Source organism: Citrobacter sp. CK202, assembly GCF_030333225.1.
Classification (GTDB): Bacteria; Pseudomonadota; Gammaproteobacteria; order Enterobacterales; family Enterobacteriaceae; genus Citrobacter_B; species Citrobacter_B koseri.
On sequence record NZ_JAOWGI010000029.1, the window covers coordinates 357,032 to 376,175 of the forward strand.

General features: G+C 50.4%; 19 protein-coding genes and 1 tRNA gene. 8 read left to right on the forward strand and 12 right to left on the reverse strand.

Annotated elements, in window-relative coordinates; all coding sequences use genetic code 11:
• Window positions 1-65: 65 nt before the first annotated feature.
• Together OGX84_RS21465 and OGX84_RS21470 are read right to left on the reverse strand one after the other, a co-directional pair.
• Window positions 66-1,895 carry an ATP-binding protein gene (locus OGX84_RS21465; RefSeq protein ID WP_046091465.1) on the reverse strand — a complete coding sequence of 610 codons (1,830 nt, stop codon included), beginning with the start codon at window positions 1,893-1,895 and terminating at the stop codon, window positions 66-68.
• Window positions 1,892-2,935: an SIR2 family protein gene (locus OGX84_RS21470; RefSeq protein ID WP_286458388.1), complete on the reverse strand. Its 1,044-nt coding sequence runs from the start codon at window positions 2,933-2,935 to the stop codon at window positions 1,892-1,894. The genes OGX84_RS21465 and OGX84_RS21470 overlap by 4 nt, the downstream gene beginning before the upstream one ends.
• 752 nt (window positions 2,936-3,687) lie before the next feature.
• Between OGX84_RS21470 and OGX84_RS21475 the strand changes: the two genes are divergently transcribed.
• From OGX84_RS21475 to OGX84_RS21485, 3 genes are all read left to right on the forward strand, one after another.
• A complete protein-coding gene (locus OGX84_RS21475) occupies window positions 3,688-3,936 on the forward strand; it encodes a hypothetical protein (protein WP_046091467.1) in 249 nt (82 codons plus the stop codon).
• A 22-nt stretch (window positions 3,937-3,958) separates the two neighbouring features.
• Window positions 3,959-4,612, forward strand: a complete 654-nt coding sequence (locus OGX84_RS21480) for a hypothetical protein (RefSeq protein WP_286458390.1) — start codon at window positions 3,959-3,961, stop codon at window positions 4,610-4,612.
• Between the two features lie 232 nt (window positions 4,613-4,844).
• On the forward strand, window positions 4,845-5,027 hold the full coding sequence (locus OGX84_RS21485) for a hypothetical protein (RefSeq protein ID WP_128414885.1): 183 nt from the start codon (window positions 4,845-4,847) through the stop codon (window positions 5,025-5,027).
• Window positions 5,028-5,696: 669 nt separating this feature from the next.
• Here the strand turns inward: OGX84_RS21485 and OGX84_RS21490 are convergent.
• Window positions 5,697-5,772: transfer RNA gene (locus tag OGX84_RS21490), tRNA-Phe, on the reverse strand.
• Window positions 5,773-5,877: 105 nt separating this feature from the next.
• On the reverse strand, window positions 5,878-6,585 hold the full coding sequence (locus OGX84_RS21495; RefSeq protein ID WP_012135082.1) for a DUF554 domain-containing protein: 708 nt from the start codon (window positions 6,583-6,585) through the stop codon (window positions 5,878-5,880).
• 427 nt (window positions 6,586-7,012) lie between these two features.
• Between OGX84_RS21495 and OGX84_RS21500 the strand changes: the two genes are divergently transcribed.
• Window positions 7,013-9,148, forward strand: coding sequence for an ornithine decarboxylase (locus OGX84_RS21500; protein ID WP_104868198.1), 2,136 nt, complete (start codon window positions 7,013-7,015; stop codon window positions 9,146-9,148).
• A 72-nt stretch (window positions 9,149-9,220) separates the two neighbouring features.
• On the opposite strand, the gene OGX84_RS21505 is transcribed toward OGX84_RS21500, so the two are convergent.
• The 4 genes from OGX84_RS21505 to mutY all read right to left on the reverse strand — a co-directional run bounded on the left by OGX84_RS21505 (window position 9,221) and on the right by mutY (window position 13,225).
• Window positions 9,221-10,477 (reverse strand): nucleoside permease, encoded by a 1,257-nt coding sequence (locus tag OGX84_RS21505; protein WP_049010794.1) that lies wholly within the window; start codon window positions 10,475-10,477, stop codon window positions 9,221-9,223.
• Window positions 10,478-10,688: 211 nt separating this feature from the next.
• On the reverse strand, window positions 10,689-11,771 hold the full coding sequence (gene mltC, locus OGX84_RS21510) for a membrane-bound lytic murein transglycosylase MltC (protein WP_065422798.1): 1,083 nt from the start codon (window positions 11,769-11,771) through the stop codon (window positions 10,689-10,691).
• Between the two features lie 97 nt (window positions 11,772-11,868).
• Window positions 11,869-12,144, reverse strand: a complete 276-nt coding sequence (locus OGX84_RS21515) for an oxidative damage protection protein (protein WP_112001562.1) — start codon at window positions 12,142-12,144, stop codon at window positions 11,869-11,871.
• A 28-nt stretch (window positions 12,145-12,172) separates the two neighbouring features.
• The gene (mutY, locus tag OGX84_RS21520) at window positions 12,173-13,225 is read right to left on the reverse strand and encodes an A/G-specific adenine glycosylase (protein ID WP_071257998.1); all 1,053 of its coding nucleotides are present in this window, start codon (window positions 13,223-13,225) and stop codon (window positions 12,173-12,175) included.
• 161 nt (window positions 13,226-13,386) lie between these two features.
• On the opposite strand from mutY, the gene trmB reads away from it, so the two are divergent.
• From trmB to ansB, 4 genes are all read left to right on the forward strand, one after another.
• Complete coding sequence (gene trmB / locus OGX84_RS21525; RefSeq protein WP_024130937.1) at window positions 13,387-14,106, forward strand: tRNA (guanosine(46)-N7)-methyltransferase TrmB; 720 nt, start codon at window positions 13,387-13,389, stop codon at window positions 14,104-14,106.
• Window positions 14,106-14,432: a YggL family protein gene (locus OGX84_RS21530; RefSeq protein ID WP_012135074.1), complete on the forward strand. Its 327-nt coding sequence runs from the start codon at window positions 14,106-14,108 to the stop codon at window positions 14,430-14,432. The genes trmB and OGX84_RS21530 overlap by 1 nt, the downstream gene beginning before the upstream one ends.
• A gap of 52 nt (window positions 14,433-14,484) precedes the next feature.
• A complete protein-coding gene (locus tag OGX84_RS21535; RefSeq protein WP_012135073.1) occupies window positions 14,485-15,204 on the forward strand; it encodes a YggN family protein in 720 nt (239 codons plus the stop codon).
• 182 nt (window positions 15,205-15,386) lie between these two features.
• Window positions 15,387-16,433, forward strand: coding sequence for an L-asparaginase 2 (gene ansB, locus OGX84_RS21540; protein ID WP_012135072.1), 1,047 nt, complete (start codon window positions 15,387-15,389; stop codon window positions 16,431-16,433).
• A gap of 118 nt (window positions 16,434-16,551) precedes the next feature.
• Here ansB and hemW read toward each other — a convergent pair whose 3' ends face one another.
• The 4 genes from hemW to OGX84_RS21560 are packed head-to-tail and all read right to left on the reverse strand — an operon-like array spanning window position 16,552 to window position 19,135.
• Window positions 16,552-17,688 (reverse strand): radical SAM family heme chaperone HemW, encoded by a 1,137-nt coding sequence (hemW, locus tag OGX84_RS21545; RefSeq protein WP_047461345.1) that lies wholly within the window; start codon window positions 17,686-17,688, stop codon window positions 16,552-16,554.
• Window positions 17,681-18,274, reverse strand: coding sequence for an XTP/dITP diphosphatase (locus tag OGX84_RS21550; protein WP_012135070.1), 594 nt, complete (start codon window positions 18,272-18,274; stop codon window positions 17,681-17,683). Before OGX84_RS21550 ends, hemW begins: the two co-directional genes overlap by 8 nt.
• 7 nt (window positions 18,275-18,281) lie before the next feature.
• Entirely contained in the window at window positions 18,282-18,572 is a 291-nt protein-coding gene (gene yggU, locus OGX84_RS21555) for a DUF167 family protein YggU (RefSeq protein ID WP_112001563.1), read from the reverse strand.
• A complete protein-coding gene (locus OGX84_RS21560) occupies window positions 18,569-19,135 on the reverse strand; it encodes a YggT family protein (RefSeq protein ID WP_012135068.1) in 567 nt (188 codons plus the stop codon). Before OGX84_RS21560 ends, yggU begins: the two co-directional genes overlap by 4 nt.
• Window positions 19,136-19,144 lie beyond the last annotated feature (9 nt).

Consider the following 19,144-nt stretch of genomic DNA (forward strand, 5'->3'; position numbering starts at 1 on the left):
CTAGGAGCGGATGTTACCACTTCAGGACCTTGTTAATTAGCGAGACTAGTTACTACGTAGCCGCTCTAGTCATCATCTCCCTGCCTCTCAGGTATTAAATCGTTGAAGGAAATAGTATTACTCTTAGGTTTCTCTTCAGTTGGAAGTTCAGCTACTCTTAATTTGAGCGGCATGGGACAGACAACACCACTAAAAATACATGTTCCTGTAGATAGTGTGGGAATCGACTCTTCAGTCAGACGGTCTATATATGATACCGATTTTTCAATTGCGTAGAGATCATTCTGATTAATAAGGCGATGAATAAAATAATTGTGTGCTTGTGATATAATTGTCGACGATATATCATTAGGGCGTTGGCTGGAAATTGTGATGAAAACTCCAAATTTCCTCCCCTCCTTTATGATTTCCTCAAAGGTTTCCAGACGATAATCTTTCCAACTTTCTGTTTCTCGAAAAGAAGTATTAGACAAAATATTGTGGGCTTCATCTATAATGATGTGCAGTGTAGATGTCTCGGTAGACATTTTCTTCATATTGTAAGCCCACTTGGCTATCAAAAGAGGAAGCGTTTTTTTCATGGTTATATTAACCATGTTTAGATTCAAAACCGTGAAGTTATATTCTCCCCAAAAATCAAACTGTCCTGAAGTGTCAAAAATTTTGGCTATGTCTTTACGGTTTGCACTCATTCTGTTTATAACTGGTGAAATATGTTCAGGGTTAGACTTGTTGGATAAATACTCCTGAATTAACTGTAAGTACATAAAATCCAACAGATCTTCAATCATATCATTTTTAAATAAAAAATTGCTTGCGAGAGTAAATAGATAGGAGCGCTCCGTATCAGCCTCAGCATTGAATATGATACCAGTCCTCAATTTCCATTTATATGCAGTTGAATGATACTCAAGATCAGATATAAGTTCTGGGTCATCATTAAAAATTGGACTAAAAAATTGATTTATAGCATCGCATTTGGGCTTATCCCCACTAAAGAGATTCTGCCTAACTCTTTTCTTCAGGATATTACGCATAAACTCAAGAGGATTGTCAGAGGTCATCACCTTCTTGCGAAATTCAAGAACTCGCTTCAGAAATGGTTTCTGTGTTTTGTCTGTTGCATCGGTTAGAACGGAGAGCATATCATGCTCAAGCAGAACCTCTCTGGGTAAAGGAAGTTTGTCACCACCTGCATGATGTGTGTTGAGATTATAAACCGTCTTCTCGTTAGTAATGCATTGTGGGGCGGTATACTCTCCATTAAAATCAAATAGAATAAATTTACATCTTTCCCTAAAATGGTTGCCGAGAATATGTTTAACCTGGGCAGTACCTGCTTTGTATAGCGCGGCTAGGGTGTTTGACTTTCCGCTACCAGTATTACCGAAAATTGCAATGTGCGAATTAATAAGGCCATTGATTGGTAGTGCAATCTCAATATCTTCAAGGTCTGTACGAGTAAACCTCATTACAGTTTCGTCTGCATCAGCTATCTGATGCACCGTATGTATCATCTCTTCAGTCACTACGAAGGCTTCATTGCCGATGAGAGGTAGTTCACGCGAGCCACCAATGAAGCAACCAGTACGATCAATGTAACCCGTCAGAGTTGATGTCAGGTATCGCCGATATCGCCAAGCATCACTGCCGCTCCCACCTAGATGTTTTTCCTCAATGACTCGTTCCGCTTCAACCTTGCCGATCAGGCTCATGAAACCTTTTTTTATTTCAATGAAGCTACCCACTGATACATTTCTTAGAACTTTCCCATGATAAAATAAATCACTGAGATTTTTGTTTTTATCTACCAAAATGGTCACAGCGCGTCCAGAAACCTCGCAGACTTCGCCTATACGGAGCACCGCTTCCTCTTCAGTAAAGTGCCTGCTCATCTCGAGCCTCCCAGATAGCACGTGATAATGTTATTCATTACCGAGAAATCAACATTTCCTCCCGGGCGATAAATAACCTCTACGTTTGAGTAATCTCGAAATCTCTCCATAAATCCGCTAACACTGGCCTCATCGTAAGCAAAAATCAGCAGTTTCAGGGTAGCGTTTCGTAAGGCTTTTTTAGTTATTGTTTCAAGGTGCTCATCAGCAAACGAGAACCCAAAGACAATTAGCAGGGTTGCTTCTTTATCAAGCTCATTGGAATAGGTTCTCAGTAAATCATAATAAACGTTCTGTAGTAGAGTCTCTTTAAACTTCTCCTTGCGTGGAAGAATAAGTGTATGAGCAAGTACCCATTCTTTCATTTCGGCTGGGGTGGGAAAGTTAAACGGCTTAATATCTGCAATGCGATAAATAATCTTTCCTTTAGAATGTTTCCAAGAGAGTGACCCATGAAGTTTTATAAGGTTAACAGTAGGAAGTTCAACTTTATAATTATACAGATTCCCAGTTGCACTTACCGAATGGTTAAAGCTGCCCGTATCAAATTCCTGATCTCCCCAAACATTTGATCTTCTATTAAAACCATCATTAAAAAGAATGTTATTATTACGAGTGGCTGCTTCTTCAATGAATAAATCATAATTAGTTGTAAAAACGTTAATACGCCTCGGAAGTAGGCCAGTCCGGCGTCGAGTCAGTATCTTTTCCAGTGAAGACATAAAAGCATCATAATTCTTACGGGTACATTCTAAATTGGTGATCACCTGAGGTGCGAAGGGGGCACCATGGCCGCGCTGCAGCATGCATTCATGAGGAAGCCAAACAGCTGATAAAAAGTCAGTGCCCATCCTGAAGTATTCTTCTTCCTGCTCATCATTAATAAGTTGCTGAAGGTCCGTTTCGATTGTCCCCAGTACTTTAATCGCAGGGAGGGATGCACCAGAACCGATGAGAAAGTTAATGTTAGCTGACTGAAATACCCGCTCAAAGTAGTCTCGGTCACTATCGTTACCGTAGTATGCGCGCTTAGCTGCCATTTTACCCTTCTATAAAACATTGGATTTATCTGTAAGTTATTTAATCTTAACGCTGAGCTCAATACTTTGACATCACTTCTTCAGGCGATTGTGATGATTTCTTCTTGAGCAAAAGTACACTCGGGGAGTAGACCCTTCGTGCCACAAGCTTTCTAACTATCCTCAAAAAATAGGTCTTAAAAGTGCGCCAACAAAGTTGCAAGGTCCGCTCATCGCTCATAACTGCCATTCACAACCCTTATGGTTGAAAAGGCAGACATGAGCTATGGGGACCAGCAATAATGAAAGAAATTGGACCTGTTGGCGCGTGGCGAACAAGGCACATAGGGCCGGAACAAAAAAGCCCGCAAAAGTGATTTTTCACGTCACTAGGGAGCCAAGACTGCTTTGCGTATCCTTTGGGTCTCCTCACAGTCTGGTCGGTGTGCTACTGAGACAGTTAAATTCCTGTTGTTGCTAGTGGTGTTCTATAACTGTCCAATCACGATTGGCGGAGCTGGATTGAAGCGACATTAAATGCTAACTGTCTGATTTATCTTATTAAGTAGTGGTAATCAATGCCTCAGCAGTATTTGGCAAAGATTAGCCCTGCTTTAAGACTCAAAGCACTGTTTATAGAAACAGTATTTCTATGATCTGCATCACGATTAGTCCTTGCAATAATGTTGTTATCGATTTTTTTCTGGAATACTATATGTAGTTGTAATTGTTCGTAAGCTGTCAATATATTGTATTTCTCTTGGAGATATTCTATGGCTATTAACAAAAAGCAATCCTCACCTAAGCTCGCCTCTCAAGCAGCGAAAGCTCTACAAGATGAAAACTCATCTGAAATCAAGAAGAAGCTTGCTGCTTCTGTTGTCGCACAAGCCCGGACTGGTAAGCAAACTGGTGCTGAGATGGAGACATTAGCTTCCGATGTTATGAAAAGTTCAAAGTATAGCGAGGAAACCAAAAGCTATGCTGCGTCATTGTTGTCGCAGTCGAATAAACCTCGTTAAGTTCAGCTAAAGGAATCAATAAGTGGCAAGGACTGAAGAGGAGCGAACTCAAGCAACATCAATTTTCGCTACTTACAAAGCTGAAGTTGATAAGCGTGAGCTTTCTAATACTGACAATTATGATAAGAACATACTGACGTTATCATCTGCTGGCCTTGCCATCTCATTAACTGTCTTTAAAGATATAGCCCCTCATAATCAAACGGCGCATATTTGGCTGCTTTACTCTGCATGGGTATTATTTGGATGTGCAATATTATCAACAATATTCAGTTTCTTGATTAGTAATGCAGCACTGAGGGCTCAGTTAGAAATAGCTCATAAATATTACATCGAAGAAGATGAAAGTGTTTTTGGGAAAGTAAGCCTCGAATCAAAGGCTTTGGATTGGGTGAATAGGTTTTCAGGTGGTTTTTTTGTTTTAGCTATAATCTCGGTCATTACATTTGGTGTGATCAACTTTGATAGAAGAACGGAGGTAAGCAAAAGCGATATGGTTAATAAAACGCAGCAAATTAATAACGATGGGGTGCCACCACCAATGATGCAAAGAGTACCTGTTGATAAAGGTGCTACGGTCCCCCTCATGCAACCAGTAACACAAACAAATCAGACAGATGCAACAGTAAACGGTACTCCTTCACCTACAACATCTACTGATTCCGCCAAAAACTAAATTAACGTCAGGAGCTAACTTGAACGATAAATCTAAGGTAATACACTCAGGCTTAGGGATGGATGGGGCAATTATGCCTTCCATGCAGCGTGTATTTGTAGGAAATGGTGCAAATGTTCCTCAGATGCAGGCGATCCCTACCGCCCGAGCTTCGCAACAATCATCTGGAGGAACTACTCAGCAACCTTCCACAACTTCGTCCAATAGCCGCGAATAAATAAGGAGCCTAGTAATGAGTTCAAATAATTACAAAACAGTTCGTATTGGAGATGGTGCCATATCACCTCTGATGGTTAAAGTATCAAACTCTAGCATTGAGAAACACGGCGCAACGATGCCGAAAATGCAGCCAGTTCCCAGTCAATCATCAGGCAGTGCTCCCTCAGCCGCTAAAACAACGAATAATAAACAGTAGCCTAACCATCGATACGGGCCTTTGCGCTGAAGTAAAGGCTTGTCATTACACAAATACATGACTTGCTCCCCATTGACTTAAACACCGCTATTTGAGTAATGCCTCTGTAAGTATCCCTGTAAAACGGCCCCTCGCTTTCTGCGCCCACTTAGGTTTGACAGTGCAATACGTTTAGTTCAACTAGTATTACTTCTGATATATCATTTTATGATGACGTGGAGGACGGGGGATTCTGGTAACGGTAAGAAGTGAAAGGGAAGAAGATCTTGCTGCAGGTGGGCGGACTGGTGAAGATTCCCATGTGATTGGTGGAGGACATATGCTGTCAGGTTTTCCCGCTTACTATAGGGGATTTCCCCACCTTATTCCCCGCGACAAAATCACGTTAAGACCAGCGGATTAAGGTGAAATGATAATTCCCCCGTTTTCCCCGTATTTTCTACTTCATTACGAATGATCTGAGAGAAAGGAACCGTAGAGGACCGTAGAAAGACCGTAGCAGTGAGGTTAGGAAAAGGTACATCAGAGGATGTTGAGGGGTCTAAAAGTAACGAACATCTGCGAAAATGGCGAGAAATCCAGCAAACAAATAACGTGTTGCAACGACCAGAAATCTACCGTAGCTAAGAAAGGAAAAAGCCCCGCTTTGCAGCGAGGCCTTATGAATAGTGGTGCCCGGACTCGGAATCGAACCAAGGACACGGGGATTTTCAATCCCCTGCTCTACCGACTGAGCTATCCGGGCAACGGGGCGCATTAAAACCGATTCGCTTCGTTTCGTCAACGAAATTTCTTCAAATCCATGCAGACTGCACAATCTATCACCAGATTGTTGGTATTGCACGCATTTTCAGGCAAAAAACGCGGTCCACGCGGCGGAAAGCGGCATCGCCAGGAGCAGGGCGGGGAGCATATTGACCACCGCAAACATCTTGATTCCGCAAATACGTAGACCGGTCGCCAGCAGCAGTAATCCGCCTACGGCACTAAAATCTGCCATCATCGCCGGGGTGGTGAGCGGTAAAATTAAGGCTGCGCAGGTGGCGAGCAATAGCTGGATAACCAACATAGGGGCGGAAATAACGGCGACGGCGACTCCCAGCGAGCAGGCGAAGATCATGGCCGTGAAGAAATCGAGAAACGATTTTGCGATGAGAATGCTCGGGTCGCCGGTCATGCCTTCATGCATCGCGCCGAAAATGCCGGTTCCGCTGGCGCAAAAAAGAACAATAATGGCGACATAGTTCTGAATAAAGGTGTCGTGGACGGCTTTCTTCCCCGGTTTCTTAATCAGTTGCTGCGCTTTCGTCACCGCCGTGTTGATGCCTTTTTCCAGGTAACAAAACTCGCCGATAAGCGCGCCGATGATTGTTGCCAGAACCATCACCGGAAGATTAGCGCATTTTATGACCAGTAAAATACCGATCCCCAGCGATGCCAGCCCGAAAATAGAGGTCATTGAGACACGAATCCGTTCCGGTAAACGCTGGCTGAGAAGCGCGCCAAGCACGCCTCCAGCTAAAACGGCGCTGGCGTTAATAAAAGGCCCGATTACCACAGTCGCTCCTGTTATTTGTTTTATCTGATTGCATTATTATGCCCCGAATATCACGCATTATGCGCGTTTGTCGATGGCGCGTATGTCCGGGATTTGATCTTGCGCCCCCAGGGGAAAGGTGCCATGATTGCGCGAATTTTCTCCTGTTTGTACGGGGCTGCCTGGGATGACCATATTACCCTTACATCGCCTTCAACTTCGCCTTTCTGCGCGACGATTGCCCCTTTCTTTGATCTCCCTTCATTCTCTCACCATGCGGTGAGGGCAGCGCACGCTCACTGCGGGACAACAGTAAGATCAGAGGCTGTCTGCTTTTACTGATGTCTGGCGGTCGGAGCTGGTGACCAGTTTGACCCAACATTTCGTGGGGCAGGGTAATGTTACCTTGCCCGGGACTTCTATTCTCCCGAAACGGGTTTTTGCGCTTATGAAATCAATGAATATTGCCGCCAGTGGTGAACTGGTCTCCCGCCTGTCTACCCACCGCCATGTGGTGGCGCTGGACGGCACTGACTTTACTGATGTCGCGGCAGTCGTCATTACCGTTGCGGATAGTCGCAGCGGCATCCTGGCATTGCTTAAACGCACCGGTTTTCAGTTGCCGGTGTTTATTCTCTCTGACGATCATGTTGATGCGCCTGCCGGTGTTGAGGCGGTGATAAGCGGCAACGCGCAGGACTGGCTGGAACTGGAGTCGGCCGCCTGCCGTTATGAAGAGAATCTGCTGCCGCCGTTTTATGACACGCTGACCCAGTATGTCGATATGGGTAACAGCACCTTTGCCTGCCCGGGCCATCAGCACGGTGAGTTTTTCAGAAAGCACCCGGCCGGTCGGCATTTTTATGACTTCTTCGGCGAAAACCTCTTTCGGGCGGATATGTGCAACGCCGACGTAAAGCTGGGGGATCTGCTCATTCATGAGGGATCGGCCAAGCATGCGCAGAAGTTTGCGGCGAAAGTCTTTCATGCGGATAAAACGTATTTCGTGCTGAATGGCACCTCGGCGGCGAATAAAGTTGTGACCAACGCGCTGCTGACGCGCGGCGATCTGGTGCTGTTCGATCGTAACAACCATAAATCAAACCACCACGGGGCGTTGATTCAGGCGGGCGCCACGCCGGTCTATCTCGAAGCCGCGCGCAACCCGTTTGGTTTTATCGGCGGCATTGATGAGCACTGTTTTGACGAGGCATACCTGCGTGAGCAGATCCGTGAGGTCGCCCCGCAGAAAGCCGATCGGCCGCGCCCGTTTCGTCTGGCCGTCATTCAACTGGGGACGTATGACGGCACGATCTACAACGCCCGTCAGGTCATCGACAAAATCGGCAGTCTGTGTGATTACATCCTGTTTGACTCCGCCTGGGTCGGGTATGAGCAATTTATTCCGATGATGGCGGACGGTTCGCCGCTGCTGCTGGCGCTGAACGAAAACGATCCGGGGATTTTTGTTACGCAGTCGGTACACAAGCAGCAGGCTGGTTTCTCGCAAACCTCGCAGATTCACAAAAAGGACAATCACATTCGCGGTCAGGCGCGTTTTTGCCCGCACAAGCGCCTGAATAACGCCTTTATGCTGCATGCTTCCACCAGTCCGTTCTACCCGCTGTTTGCCGCGCTGGATGTCAATGCCAAAATCCATGAAGGGGAGAGCGGTCGCCGCCTGTGGGCAGAGTGCGTGGCGCTGGGCATTGAGGCGCGCAAGGCGATACTCGCCCGCTGCAAACTGCTTCAGCCATTCATTCCGCCGCTTGTGGACGGTAAACCGTGGCAGGATCATCCAACGGCACTGATTGCCAGCGATCGACGCTTCTTCAGCTTTGAACCCGGGGCGAAATGGCATGGCTTTGCAGGCTATGCGGAGGATCAGTATTTTGTCGATCCGTGCAAACTGCTGCTGACCACGCCGGGCATTGATGCTGAAACCGGGCGCTATACCGACTTTGGTATCCCGGCCACTATTCTGGCGCACTATCTGCGTGAGAACGGCATCGTACCGGAAAAATGCGATCTCAACTCGATTTTGTTCCTGCTGACGCCTGCCGAAAGCGAAGCCAAAATGGCGCAACTGGTGGCGATGCTGGCCCAGTTCGAACAACATATCGAAGACGACACGCCGCTGGCGGATGTGCTGCCGACCATCTTTAACAAATATCCGGTACGTTACCGCGACTACACCCTGCGCCAGTTATGCCAGGAGATGCACGATCTGTACGTCAGTTTTGATGTGAAAGATCTGCAAAAAGCGATGTTCCGCAAAGAGAGCCTGCCTGCGGTGGCGATGAATCCGCAGGATGCCAATAGCGCTTTTATTCGCGGCGATGTTGAGTTAGTGCGTATTCGTGACGCTGAAGGGCGTATCGCGGCAGAAGGCGCGCTGCCATATCCTCCGGGCGTGCTGTGCGTCGTGCCGGGCGAAGTGTGGGGTGGGGCGGTACAGCGCTACTTCCTGGCGCTGGAAGAGGGCGTCAATTTGCTACCCGGCTTCTCGCCTGAGTTGCAGGGAGTTTACAGCGAAACCGATGCCGATGGGATTAAACGGCTGTATGGCTATGTGCTGAAATAAGTTCGCGTTATCCGGCCTACGGGGCGACTCCCTTGTAGGCCGGATAAGCATTAGCGCCATCCGGCGTAAAGATTAATGCGCGATAGTCTGCGCGCCTGCCGGAACGCGAACGTGTTTGTATTTAAACAGCGCCACGAACGCAAAGGCCAGAACCAGAGAGTAGCCTGCGAAAATCAGCCACACGGTCTGCCAGTCGGTAATGCCGTTCAGGGTGTAGTGTTCCACCACTTTACCACTCACGACGCCGCCAAGGATACAACCGAAGCCGTTAGTCATCATCAGGAACATGCCCTGCGCACTGGCGCGGATTTCAGGGCGTACCTCTTTTTCCACAAACACTGAACCGGAGATGTTGAAGAAGTCGAAGGCGCAGCCGTAAACAATCATCGACAGAACCAGCAGCACGGTACCGAACGGCGTTGGGTCGCCATAAGCGAACAGGCCAAAGCGTAGCATCCAGGCCACGATACTGATCAGCATGACGTTCTTAATACCGTAACGGCTTAAGAAGAACGGAATGGTCAGGATGAACAGCGTCTCGGAAATCTGCGAAATCGACATCATGACCGAGGCATGCTGCACGATAAAACTGCTGGCGAACAGCGGATCTTTATCAAAGCTGTGCAGGAAGGTGTTACCGAACATATTGGTAATTTGCAGCTCGGCGCCCAGCATCATGGAGAAGATAAAGAAAATCGCCATGCGTTTGTTTTTGAACAGCGCGAAAGCATCCAGCCCCAGCATTGAAGTCCAGCTCTGGTTCTTCTGCTGTCTGGCAACCGGAATGTGCGGCAGCGTAAGCGTAAACAGTACCAGAATGACGGAAAGCGCCGCGCCGATGTACAGCTGCATATGGCTCAGTTCAAAGCCAGAGAAGCTTACGCCCCACATCGCCATAATAAAGCCGATGGTGCCCCAGATACGAATAGGCGGGAAGTCGGTGACGATGTCCATCCCTGCGGATTGCAGGCGGTAGTAGGAGATGGTGTTGATCAACCCTAACGTTGGCATATAGGCCAGCGAGTTAAGCAAGATCACAAAGAACATGGCGCCTGGCGTGGTCACTTCGGCAGCCATGAACAATGTTGCAGCGCCAACGACGTGGCAAATGGCGTATACCCATTTCGCACTCAACCATTTGTCGGCCACAATCCCTAACAGCGTGGGCATAAAGACGGCGGCAATCCCCAGCGAGCTATACACAGCACCGATGGATGCACCGTCGAATTTAAGGGTGACAAACATATATGAGCCGAGGGTGGTAAGCCAGCTTCCCCACAGGCAGAACTGCAGAAAGGAGAGGACTTTCAGCTGCAGCTTAAGATTCATGTTAATTTCCTCACACCATATAGCGGATGAATGTTTTAAAAGGCACATTTGCCGTTGCAATATGATGTGATTCTATCAATGAGGAAAGGGTATTTTTTGTTACCTGTGACAAATATTTGCAAACAATTTCTAATTGCAAAGCAAAAGAGTGATGGAGTTAACACTTTTCGGCCTTCCCGCCCCAGTGCGATCGGGGGCGGGAACGGCGAGATTACTTCCGACGATAGGATTTCTGGGTGGCATTGACCTTATACAGATAGCGACGCGATTCCGCAGAAGGATGTCGCGTGGTTAATGTCTGGTACACATCGCCCGGGGACATACTGTTGATAATGTTTGCCGCCTGAACCTTATCGTTAGAGAAAACGCGCAACACGCTGCCTGCACCGCCGTTATAGGCGGTGATCACCGCGTAACGACGCGATGTTGGATTATCAATGCCGCCTAAATAGACATTGTTGAGCATCGCCAGATAAGCGGTGCCGGTATCAATGTTGCTGGCAGGATCGAACAGGAAACTGCGGCCTGGCGTGCCCGATTTCCCCTGTGAACGGAATACGTCCTTCCCGGCGGTGTGCTGTACTACCTGCATCAGCCCCAGCGCGTCGGAACGGCTGACCGCATACGGGTTGAAAGAGGACTCGGTTTGCATAATCGCCAGAATCAGCGACTCATCGACGCCGTATTTGCGTGAGGCCTGGCGAACCATGCCAACATATTTATGCGCACGTTTATCCAGGTGGTTCGGCACCAGATTGATCGTCACGCTGTAGATGATGCGCAGACCATTACTGCGACTCTTAAGACGCGTTTTCAGCAGATAGTCAGCGAAGTTGGTTGCGCGTCCCTCCCAGCGAATGGGTTGCCCGGTATTATCGACCACCTGACCATACAGGAACGGCTCTCTGGAGATCTGAATATCATCGACGTCCGAGTAGAGGTCTACCGAACCGGGATCGTCGCCCATTAACAGCGTCTTGATGATCGCGCGACGCAGGTGCGCGGCAGGCTCTGTTCCGGCAATGGTTTCGACGGTGATGGTACCGTCGTCAAAGTTGATGTGGCTGCGGGTCTGATACTGGTCAGTGTACTTCACGTAGTCCTTCGGACCCGCGATCAACACTTCCTTGAACCCCCACAGATTCTCAATATTATGGGCAAACTGCCCCATCAGAATATCAAAACCGTTGGTATCCTTGACCCAGGCTTCGTTATAGGTATCGCCTTTTTTGGTCGAACTGGAGCAGGAGATGAGCAACGGCGCAACAAGAGCAAGCGCGAAAAATTTTTTCATCATTCCGGGAGTGCGTGTTGTGTTTGTTGTTGTATCGTTTTGCCGGATGGCGGTGCAAGCACCTTATCCGGCCTACGAGATTGCCAGCAAGAGATGCTTATTTTTTCTCTTCCGGCGTATAGCCTTCAATATGCACGTCTTTCCCTTCAAACAGGAAGTTGATCATCTCCTGCTCCAGCAGTTTGCGGTGCTCGACGTTCATCATGTTGAGTTTCTTTTCGTTGATCAGCATGGTTTGCTTATGCTGCCACTGCGCCCACGCTTCTTTAGAGATCTCGTTGTAGATACGTTTCCCCAGTTCGCCCGGGTACAGCTGAAAATCCTGGCCTTCCGCTTCATGTTGCAGGAAAGTACAAAAAATGGTTCTGCTCATAAAAAATCCTCTTTATCGACCGGGGTGCTCAAACCGGCGCGCCGGTACGTAACTGCTGTAACAAACGCTCCACGGGGGCCGCCAGTCCGACCGACGGCGGTTGCGCTAAGTTATACCAGAGCGCGTTGCCTTCATCCATGCACTCGGTGAATGAAGACACGGGAAGCCACATAGGCACAATATCTAAGTGGAAATGGCTAAACGTGTGGCGAAAAGCATTAAGTTGACTGAGATTATCGGCCTGAATATGCCGTTGCGCCAGCCACTGACGCAAGCCATCTTCATCCTCAAACTGAGGAAAACAGTATAATCCGCCCCATAAGCCGCTCGGCGGACGCTGCGCCAGAAACACGTCGTCATTATGCTGCAACAGCAAAAAATAGCCTGTACGCTCCGGCAGCGTCTGTTTTGGCTTCTTGCCGGGGTACAGCGACCAGCTCTCGTTCGCGGCGGCAACGCAGCCATTCTGGAGCGGACACAGCGAACATTTCGGCCTGGAGCGCGTACACACCATAGCGCCTAAATCCATCATCGCCTGGTTAAAACGCGCCACGCCGTTGGCAGGCGTAACCTGTTCGCTCAGATCCCACAGCCGTTTCTCAACCTCTTTTTTCCCCGGCCAGCCGCTGACAGCATAGCAGCGTGCCAGCACGCGTTTAACATTGCCGTCGAGAATCGGAAAATGTTTATCCAAAGAGAGCGAGAGAACCGCGCCGGCGGTGGAGCGGCCTACGCCGGGCAGGGCGGCGACCTCGTCGAACGTTTCCGGGAACCGGCCGCCGTGCAGCGTCGCCACCTGTTGCGCCGCCTTATGCAGATTGCGCGCGCGGGCGTAGTAGCCGAGGCCCGTCCACAAATGCAGAACCTCATCCAGCGGCGCGTTGGCTAAATCCGTCACCGTTGGAAAGTGCGACATAAAACGTTCGAAATAGGGGATAACTGTCGCAACCTGCGTCTGTTGCAACATCACTTCCGAGAGCCATACTTTGTAGGGCGTCTTGTCAATTTGCCAGGGCAGGGTTTTCCGCCCGTATTTATCGTACCAGCCCAAAACCTGAGCCGAAAATTGAGACGCTTGCATGGTCACCGCTTTAAAATTGCTGGGGGCAAGATTGCAGCACAGAGGCAACGAGGTGTAAACCGGAACTTTCCTGTGATCACTCTCTTCCTTTACTTGCATCCGGCAACTAACTTTGGATAATGCCCGTTTTCGGAACTCAATCACAAGCAGACTTAACTTTTATGAAGAACGACGTCATTTCACCGGAATTTGATGAAAACGGCCGCCCGTTGCGCCGAATTCGTAGCTTTGTTCGTCGCCAGGGGCGACTGACGAAAGGGCAGGAACACGCGCTGGAAAACTACTGGCCGGTGATGGGCGTTGAATTCAGCGAAGAACCGGTGGATTTCGCCACGCTGTTTGGCCGCGACGCGCCGGTTACGCTTGAGATTGGTTTTGGTATGGGCGCCTCGCTGGTCGCGATGGCGAAAGCCCGCCCGGAACAAAATTTCCTCGGTATTGAAGTGCATTCGCCTGGCGTTGGCGCATGTCTGGCGTCTGCGCACGAAGAAGGCGTCGGGAACCTGCGTGTGATGTGTCATGACGCGGTTGAAGTGCTGCATAAAATGATTCCTGACAATTCTTTATCGATGGTTCAGCTCTTTTTCCCTGACCCGTGGCATAAAGCGCGTCATAATAAACGCCGTATCGTTCAGGTTCCGTTCGCCGAACTGGTGAAAAGCAAACTGAAGCTGGGCGGTGTGTTCCATATGGCGACCGACTGGGAAGCCTATGCGGAGCATATGCTGGAAGTGATGTCCTCCATCGACGGGTATAAAAACCTGTCAGAGAGTAACGATTATGTACCGCGCCCGGAATCGCGCCCGGTAACCAAATTTGAACAACGTGGTCATCGTCTTGGCCACGGCGTATGGGACTTAATGTTCGAGAGGGTGAAATAATGGCAAAGAACCGTAGTCGTCGTCTGCGTAAAAAAATGCATATCGACGAATTCCAGGAATTAGGGTTTTCGGTTGCATGGCGTTTCCCGGAGGGCACTTCTGAAGAGCAGGTTGATAAAATTGTCGATGACTTTATCAATGACGTTATTGAGCCAAATAAACTGGCGTTTGACGGCAGCGGTTATCTGTCCTGGGAAGGGCTGATCTGCATGCAGGAAATCGGCAAATGCACCGAAGAACATCAGGCGATTGTGCGTAAGTGGCTGGAAGAACACAAACTTGAAGACGTGCGCACCAGCGAACTTTTCGACGTTTGGTGGGACTAATAAAGCATACGGGGCCAGCATTTGCTGGCCCGATTTGTCTTGAGGGTAAGTTATGATGCGCAAAACGCTGCTGGCGGCAGTTCTTTCGTTGACGGCGATGGCCGCACACGCAGATTATCAATGCAGCGTCACTCCGCGTGACGATGTGATTCTTAGCCCGCAAACGGTTCAGGTAAAAGGCGAAAACGGCAACCTGGTGATCGCGCCGGACGGCAATGTGATGTTTAACGGCAAACAGTACACCCTTAGCGCTGCGCAGCGCGAACAGGCGAAAGATTACCAGGCGGAATTGCGCAGCGCGCTGCCGTGGATCGATGAGGGCGCCAGAAGCCGCGTCGAGAAAGGCCGCGTGGCGCTGGATAAAATCATCGCGCAGGAAGTGGGCGAAAGCAGCAATATGCGTGGTCGATTGACCAAACTTGATGCGCAACTGAAAGAGCAGATGAACCGCATCATTGAGCATCGTACTGACGGCCTGACCTTCCACTACAAGGCGATTGATCAGGTGCGCGCCGACGGCCAGCAACTGGTGAATCAGGCGATGGGCGGCATTTTGCAGGACAGCATTAACGAAATGGGCGCGAAAGCGGTGCTTAAAGGCGGCGGTAATCCGTTGCAGGGCGTGCTGGGTAGCCTCGGTGGTCTGCAAACGTCGATTCAGAACGAATGGAAGAATCAGGAAAAAGACTTCCAGCAGTTCGGCAAAGATGTGTGCAGTCGCGTTGTGACGCTGGAAGACAGCCGCAAAGCGCTGGTGAGCAGCCTGAAATAAAACTCTTGTCTATGGCACAGCGCCTGCTGTGCCGTTTTATGTTGTCATACCCCGCCGTTTTGATATCCATCTCTAAAAACCACAAACGTAAAAAGATATTTATCTGGTTAATTGGAAGACGTCACATTATTCATCTTCGACATTGGGATAATGCGTCAAATTCACGTAACTGGAGAAATAACATGGAGTTTTTCAGGAAAACGGTACTCGCCGCTCTGGTAATGGGTTGCAGCGGCGCGGCGCTGGCTTTGCCGAATGTCACTATTCTGGCGACCGGGGGAACCATTGCCGGTGGCGGTGACTCCGCGACAAAATCAAATTATACGGCGGGTAAAGTTGGCGTCGAAAGCCTGGTGGACGCGGTGCCTCAGTTAAAGGATATCGCAGTTGTAAAAGGTGAGCAGGTCGTCAATATCGGTTCGCAGGATATGAACGATGAAGTCTGGTTAACGCTGGCGAAGAAAATCAACACCGACTGCGATAACACCGACGGCTTCGTGATCACCCACGGTACCGATACGATGGAAGAGACGGCTTATTTCCTCGACCTGACCGTCAAGTGTAATAAACCGGTAGTGCTGGTCGGGGCGATGCGTCCGTCCACGTCAATGAGCGCCGACGGCCCGTTCAACCTCTATAACGCCGTGGTCACTGCGGCGGATAAAGCGTCCGCGAGTCGCGGCGTACTGGTGGTGATGAACGACACTGTGCTGGACGGCCGTGACGTTACCAAGACCAATACCACCGATGTCGCCACCTTCAAGTCTGTGAATTACGGGCCGCTGGGCTACATTCACAACGGTAAAATTGATTATCAGCGTACGCCAGCGCGCAAGCACACCACTTCCACGCCGTTTGACGTTTCTAAGCTGACTGAGCTGCCGAAAGTCGGGATTATTTATAACTACGCGAATGCGTCCGATCTGCCTGCGAAAGCGCTGGTGGATGCGGGTTACGAAGGGATTGTGAGCGCGGGCGTGGGTAACGGCAACCTGTACAAAACGGTTTTCGATACGCTGGCGACTGCTGCGCATAAAGGTACGGTTGTCGTGCGTTCTTCTCGTGTACCGACTGGCGCCACCACGCAGGATGCTGAAGTCGATGACGCGAAATACGGGTTTGTCGCTTCCGGTTCGTTGAACCCGCAAAAAGCGCGCGTGCTGTTGCAACTGGCGCTGACGCAAACCAAAGATCCGCAACAGATCCAGACGATGTTTAATCAGTATTAATCGGTGAAGGTGGCTGCGCTTATCGCCCTAACCCTGTAGGCCTGATAAGCGCAGCGCCATCAGGCAATTTGCCGGATGGCGGCTCAAGGCCTTATCCGGCCTACATCTTCACCCGCCATCACTCCGCCAGAAACAGCTCCAGCAGGGAGTTTAAAAACAGCTTGCCGTGTTGGGTAATCTGCCAGTGCTGCTCGTATTCGGTGAGATACCCCTGGGCGATGGCCTCGTCGAGCTGCTCACGAATTACCGCTTCGGCAAGCCCGGTATACTGCGTAAACTCTGCCCGGGGAGCCGCTTCCAGTAACCGAAAACGGTTCATAAAGAACTCAAACGGCTTGTCGGCCTGTTCGACATCACGCTGGCTTTCCAGATAGCGCCCCTGCATATAACCGCGCGGGTGACGCGTTTTAGTGGTACGCAGGATGCGCCCGTCCGGGAAGGTCACTTTACCGTGTGCGCCGCAGCCAATTCCGAGGTAATCGCCAAAGCGCCAGTAGTTCAGATTGTGCTGACACTGATAACCCGGCCTGGCATACGCGGAGGTTTCGTACTGCTGATAACCTGCCGCCGTCAGCAACTGGTGGCCTTGCTCGAAGATATCCCACAGCGCGTCATCGTCTGGCAATACCGGCGGGCGTGAGCCGAACAGCGTGTTAGGTTCGATAGTCAACTGATACCACGACAGATGCGGCGGATTGAGCGCGATAGCCTGGCGCAGGTCGCCCAGCGCCTCTTCCAGCGTCTGATCCGGCAGGCCGTGCATCAGGTCCAGGTTGAAGCTGCGCAGCCCCAGACCGCTTGCCAGATTCGCTGCCCGCTTCGCCTCTTCCGGGCCGTGAATGCGCCCGAGGCGTTTTAGCTTCGGCTCACTAAAACTCTGCACGCCGATGGAGATACGGTTTACCCCGGCGCGTTGGTAATCAACGAAACGGTCGGCTTCTACCGTCCCCGGATTCGCCTCCATCGTGATTTCTGCATCCGCCGCCAGCGGCAGGCGCGCCCGCACGCCGTCCAGCAGCGTTTGCATTGCCGGGCCTGAGAGCAGACTCGGCGTACCGCCGCCAATAAAAATGGTCTTTACTTCGCGCCCCTGCGCATATGCCACGTTGGTATCGAGATCGCTCAGCAGGTGCTGAACATAATCGTCGTGCGGCACTTCGCCTTTCAGCGCATGCGAGTTGAAATCGCAGTACGGGCATTTCTGTACGCACCACGGGATGTGAATATAAAGACTCAGCGGCGGCAGCTTAACCATTGCGTAAGGCGTCCAGCAGCAGCTTCAGCGCCTGCCCACGGTGGGAGATCGCGCTTTTTTCTTCACGGGTTAACTCAGCTGCCGTTTTACCTTCCGACGGAACAAAGAAAATAGGGTCATAGCCGAAACCGCCATTGCCCGCCGCTTCGCGGGTAATCATTCCTGGCCAGCTTCCGTGGCACACCAGCGGCGTCGGGTCTTCTGCATGGCGCATGTAGACCAGCACGCAGTGGAAGCGCGCCTGGCGCTTCTCATCCGGCACCTCCCGCAGGGTATGCAGCAGTTTTTCCAGGTTACGCTGATCGGTGGCGTCTTCGCCGGAATAACGGGCGGAGTAAATACCCGGCGCGCCGCCCAGCGCATCAACGGCCAGGCCGGAGTCGTCGGCAATGGCGGGCAGACCGGTAGCTTTTGCGGCATGACGCGCTTTCAGGATCGCATTTTCGATGAACGTCAGACCGGTCTCTTCGGCTGAGTCAACGCCCAGTTCGGTTTGCGCGATGACATCAAGCCCAAAATCGCTCAACAGTGAGGCAAGCTCACGCACTTTACCGGCATTGCCGGTAGCGAGGACAACTTTTTGCATAGGATACCTAATCAGTTAACGCCGCGATTTCTGGCGGGATCTGTTGCGGATGAATGATTTTAACCTGTTTGTGGCGGCCCAGTTCGCCCTTTTCAATGACGACCTGGCTTTTCGCCACGCGGAATTGTTTGCCAAGAAACTTCACCAGATGGCTGTTGGCCTGGCCATCAACCGGCGGGGCGGTAATGGCGACTTTCACTTCGTCGCCATGTAAACCCACAATACTGTCACGGCTGGCTTTCGGCTGAATATAGAGCCGTAAAATCAGACCGTCAGCGCAGGGTGTAATGGCACTCATAGCGCCATCCACAGCCCCGGCAGCAGCATATTGCCTGTCGCCTGTAAGACTTCAGCGATGCCCATGTTGATAACATACAGCAGCAGAACCAGGATCATCGGCGAGAAGTCGATGCCGCCCATCGAAGGGAGCAGACGGCGAATCGGGCGCAGCAAAGGGTCCGCCAGTTGAAGCAGAACGTATTCAATCGGGCTGCGGCCCTGGCTCACCCAGCTCATGATCGCCATCACCAGCAGTACCCAGAAAATCAGCAGGCCGATGGTTTTCAGGACGATAAGTATGGCGGCGATCCAGATAATCGGCTGGAACGTCACGACCATGAAAAGCACTATCGCTTTGATAAAGCTCAGAATAAATGCCAACAGCATGGAGGCGCTATCAATCGGCCCCATTGGCGGAATAATACGACGCAGCGGCCCGATAATGGGTTGAGTCGCTTTCACCACAAATTGTGAGAAAGGGTTGTAAAAATCACAGCGAGCCCACTGCATCCATACGCGCAACAATAGCACCATGGTATACAGTTCAATTACCGTTGAGAGCAGGAAGGTCAACGTCTTCATGGCGTTCCT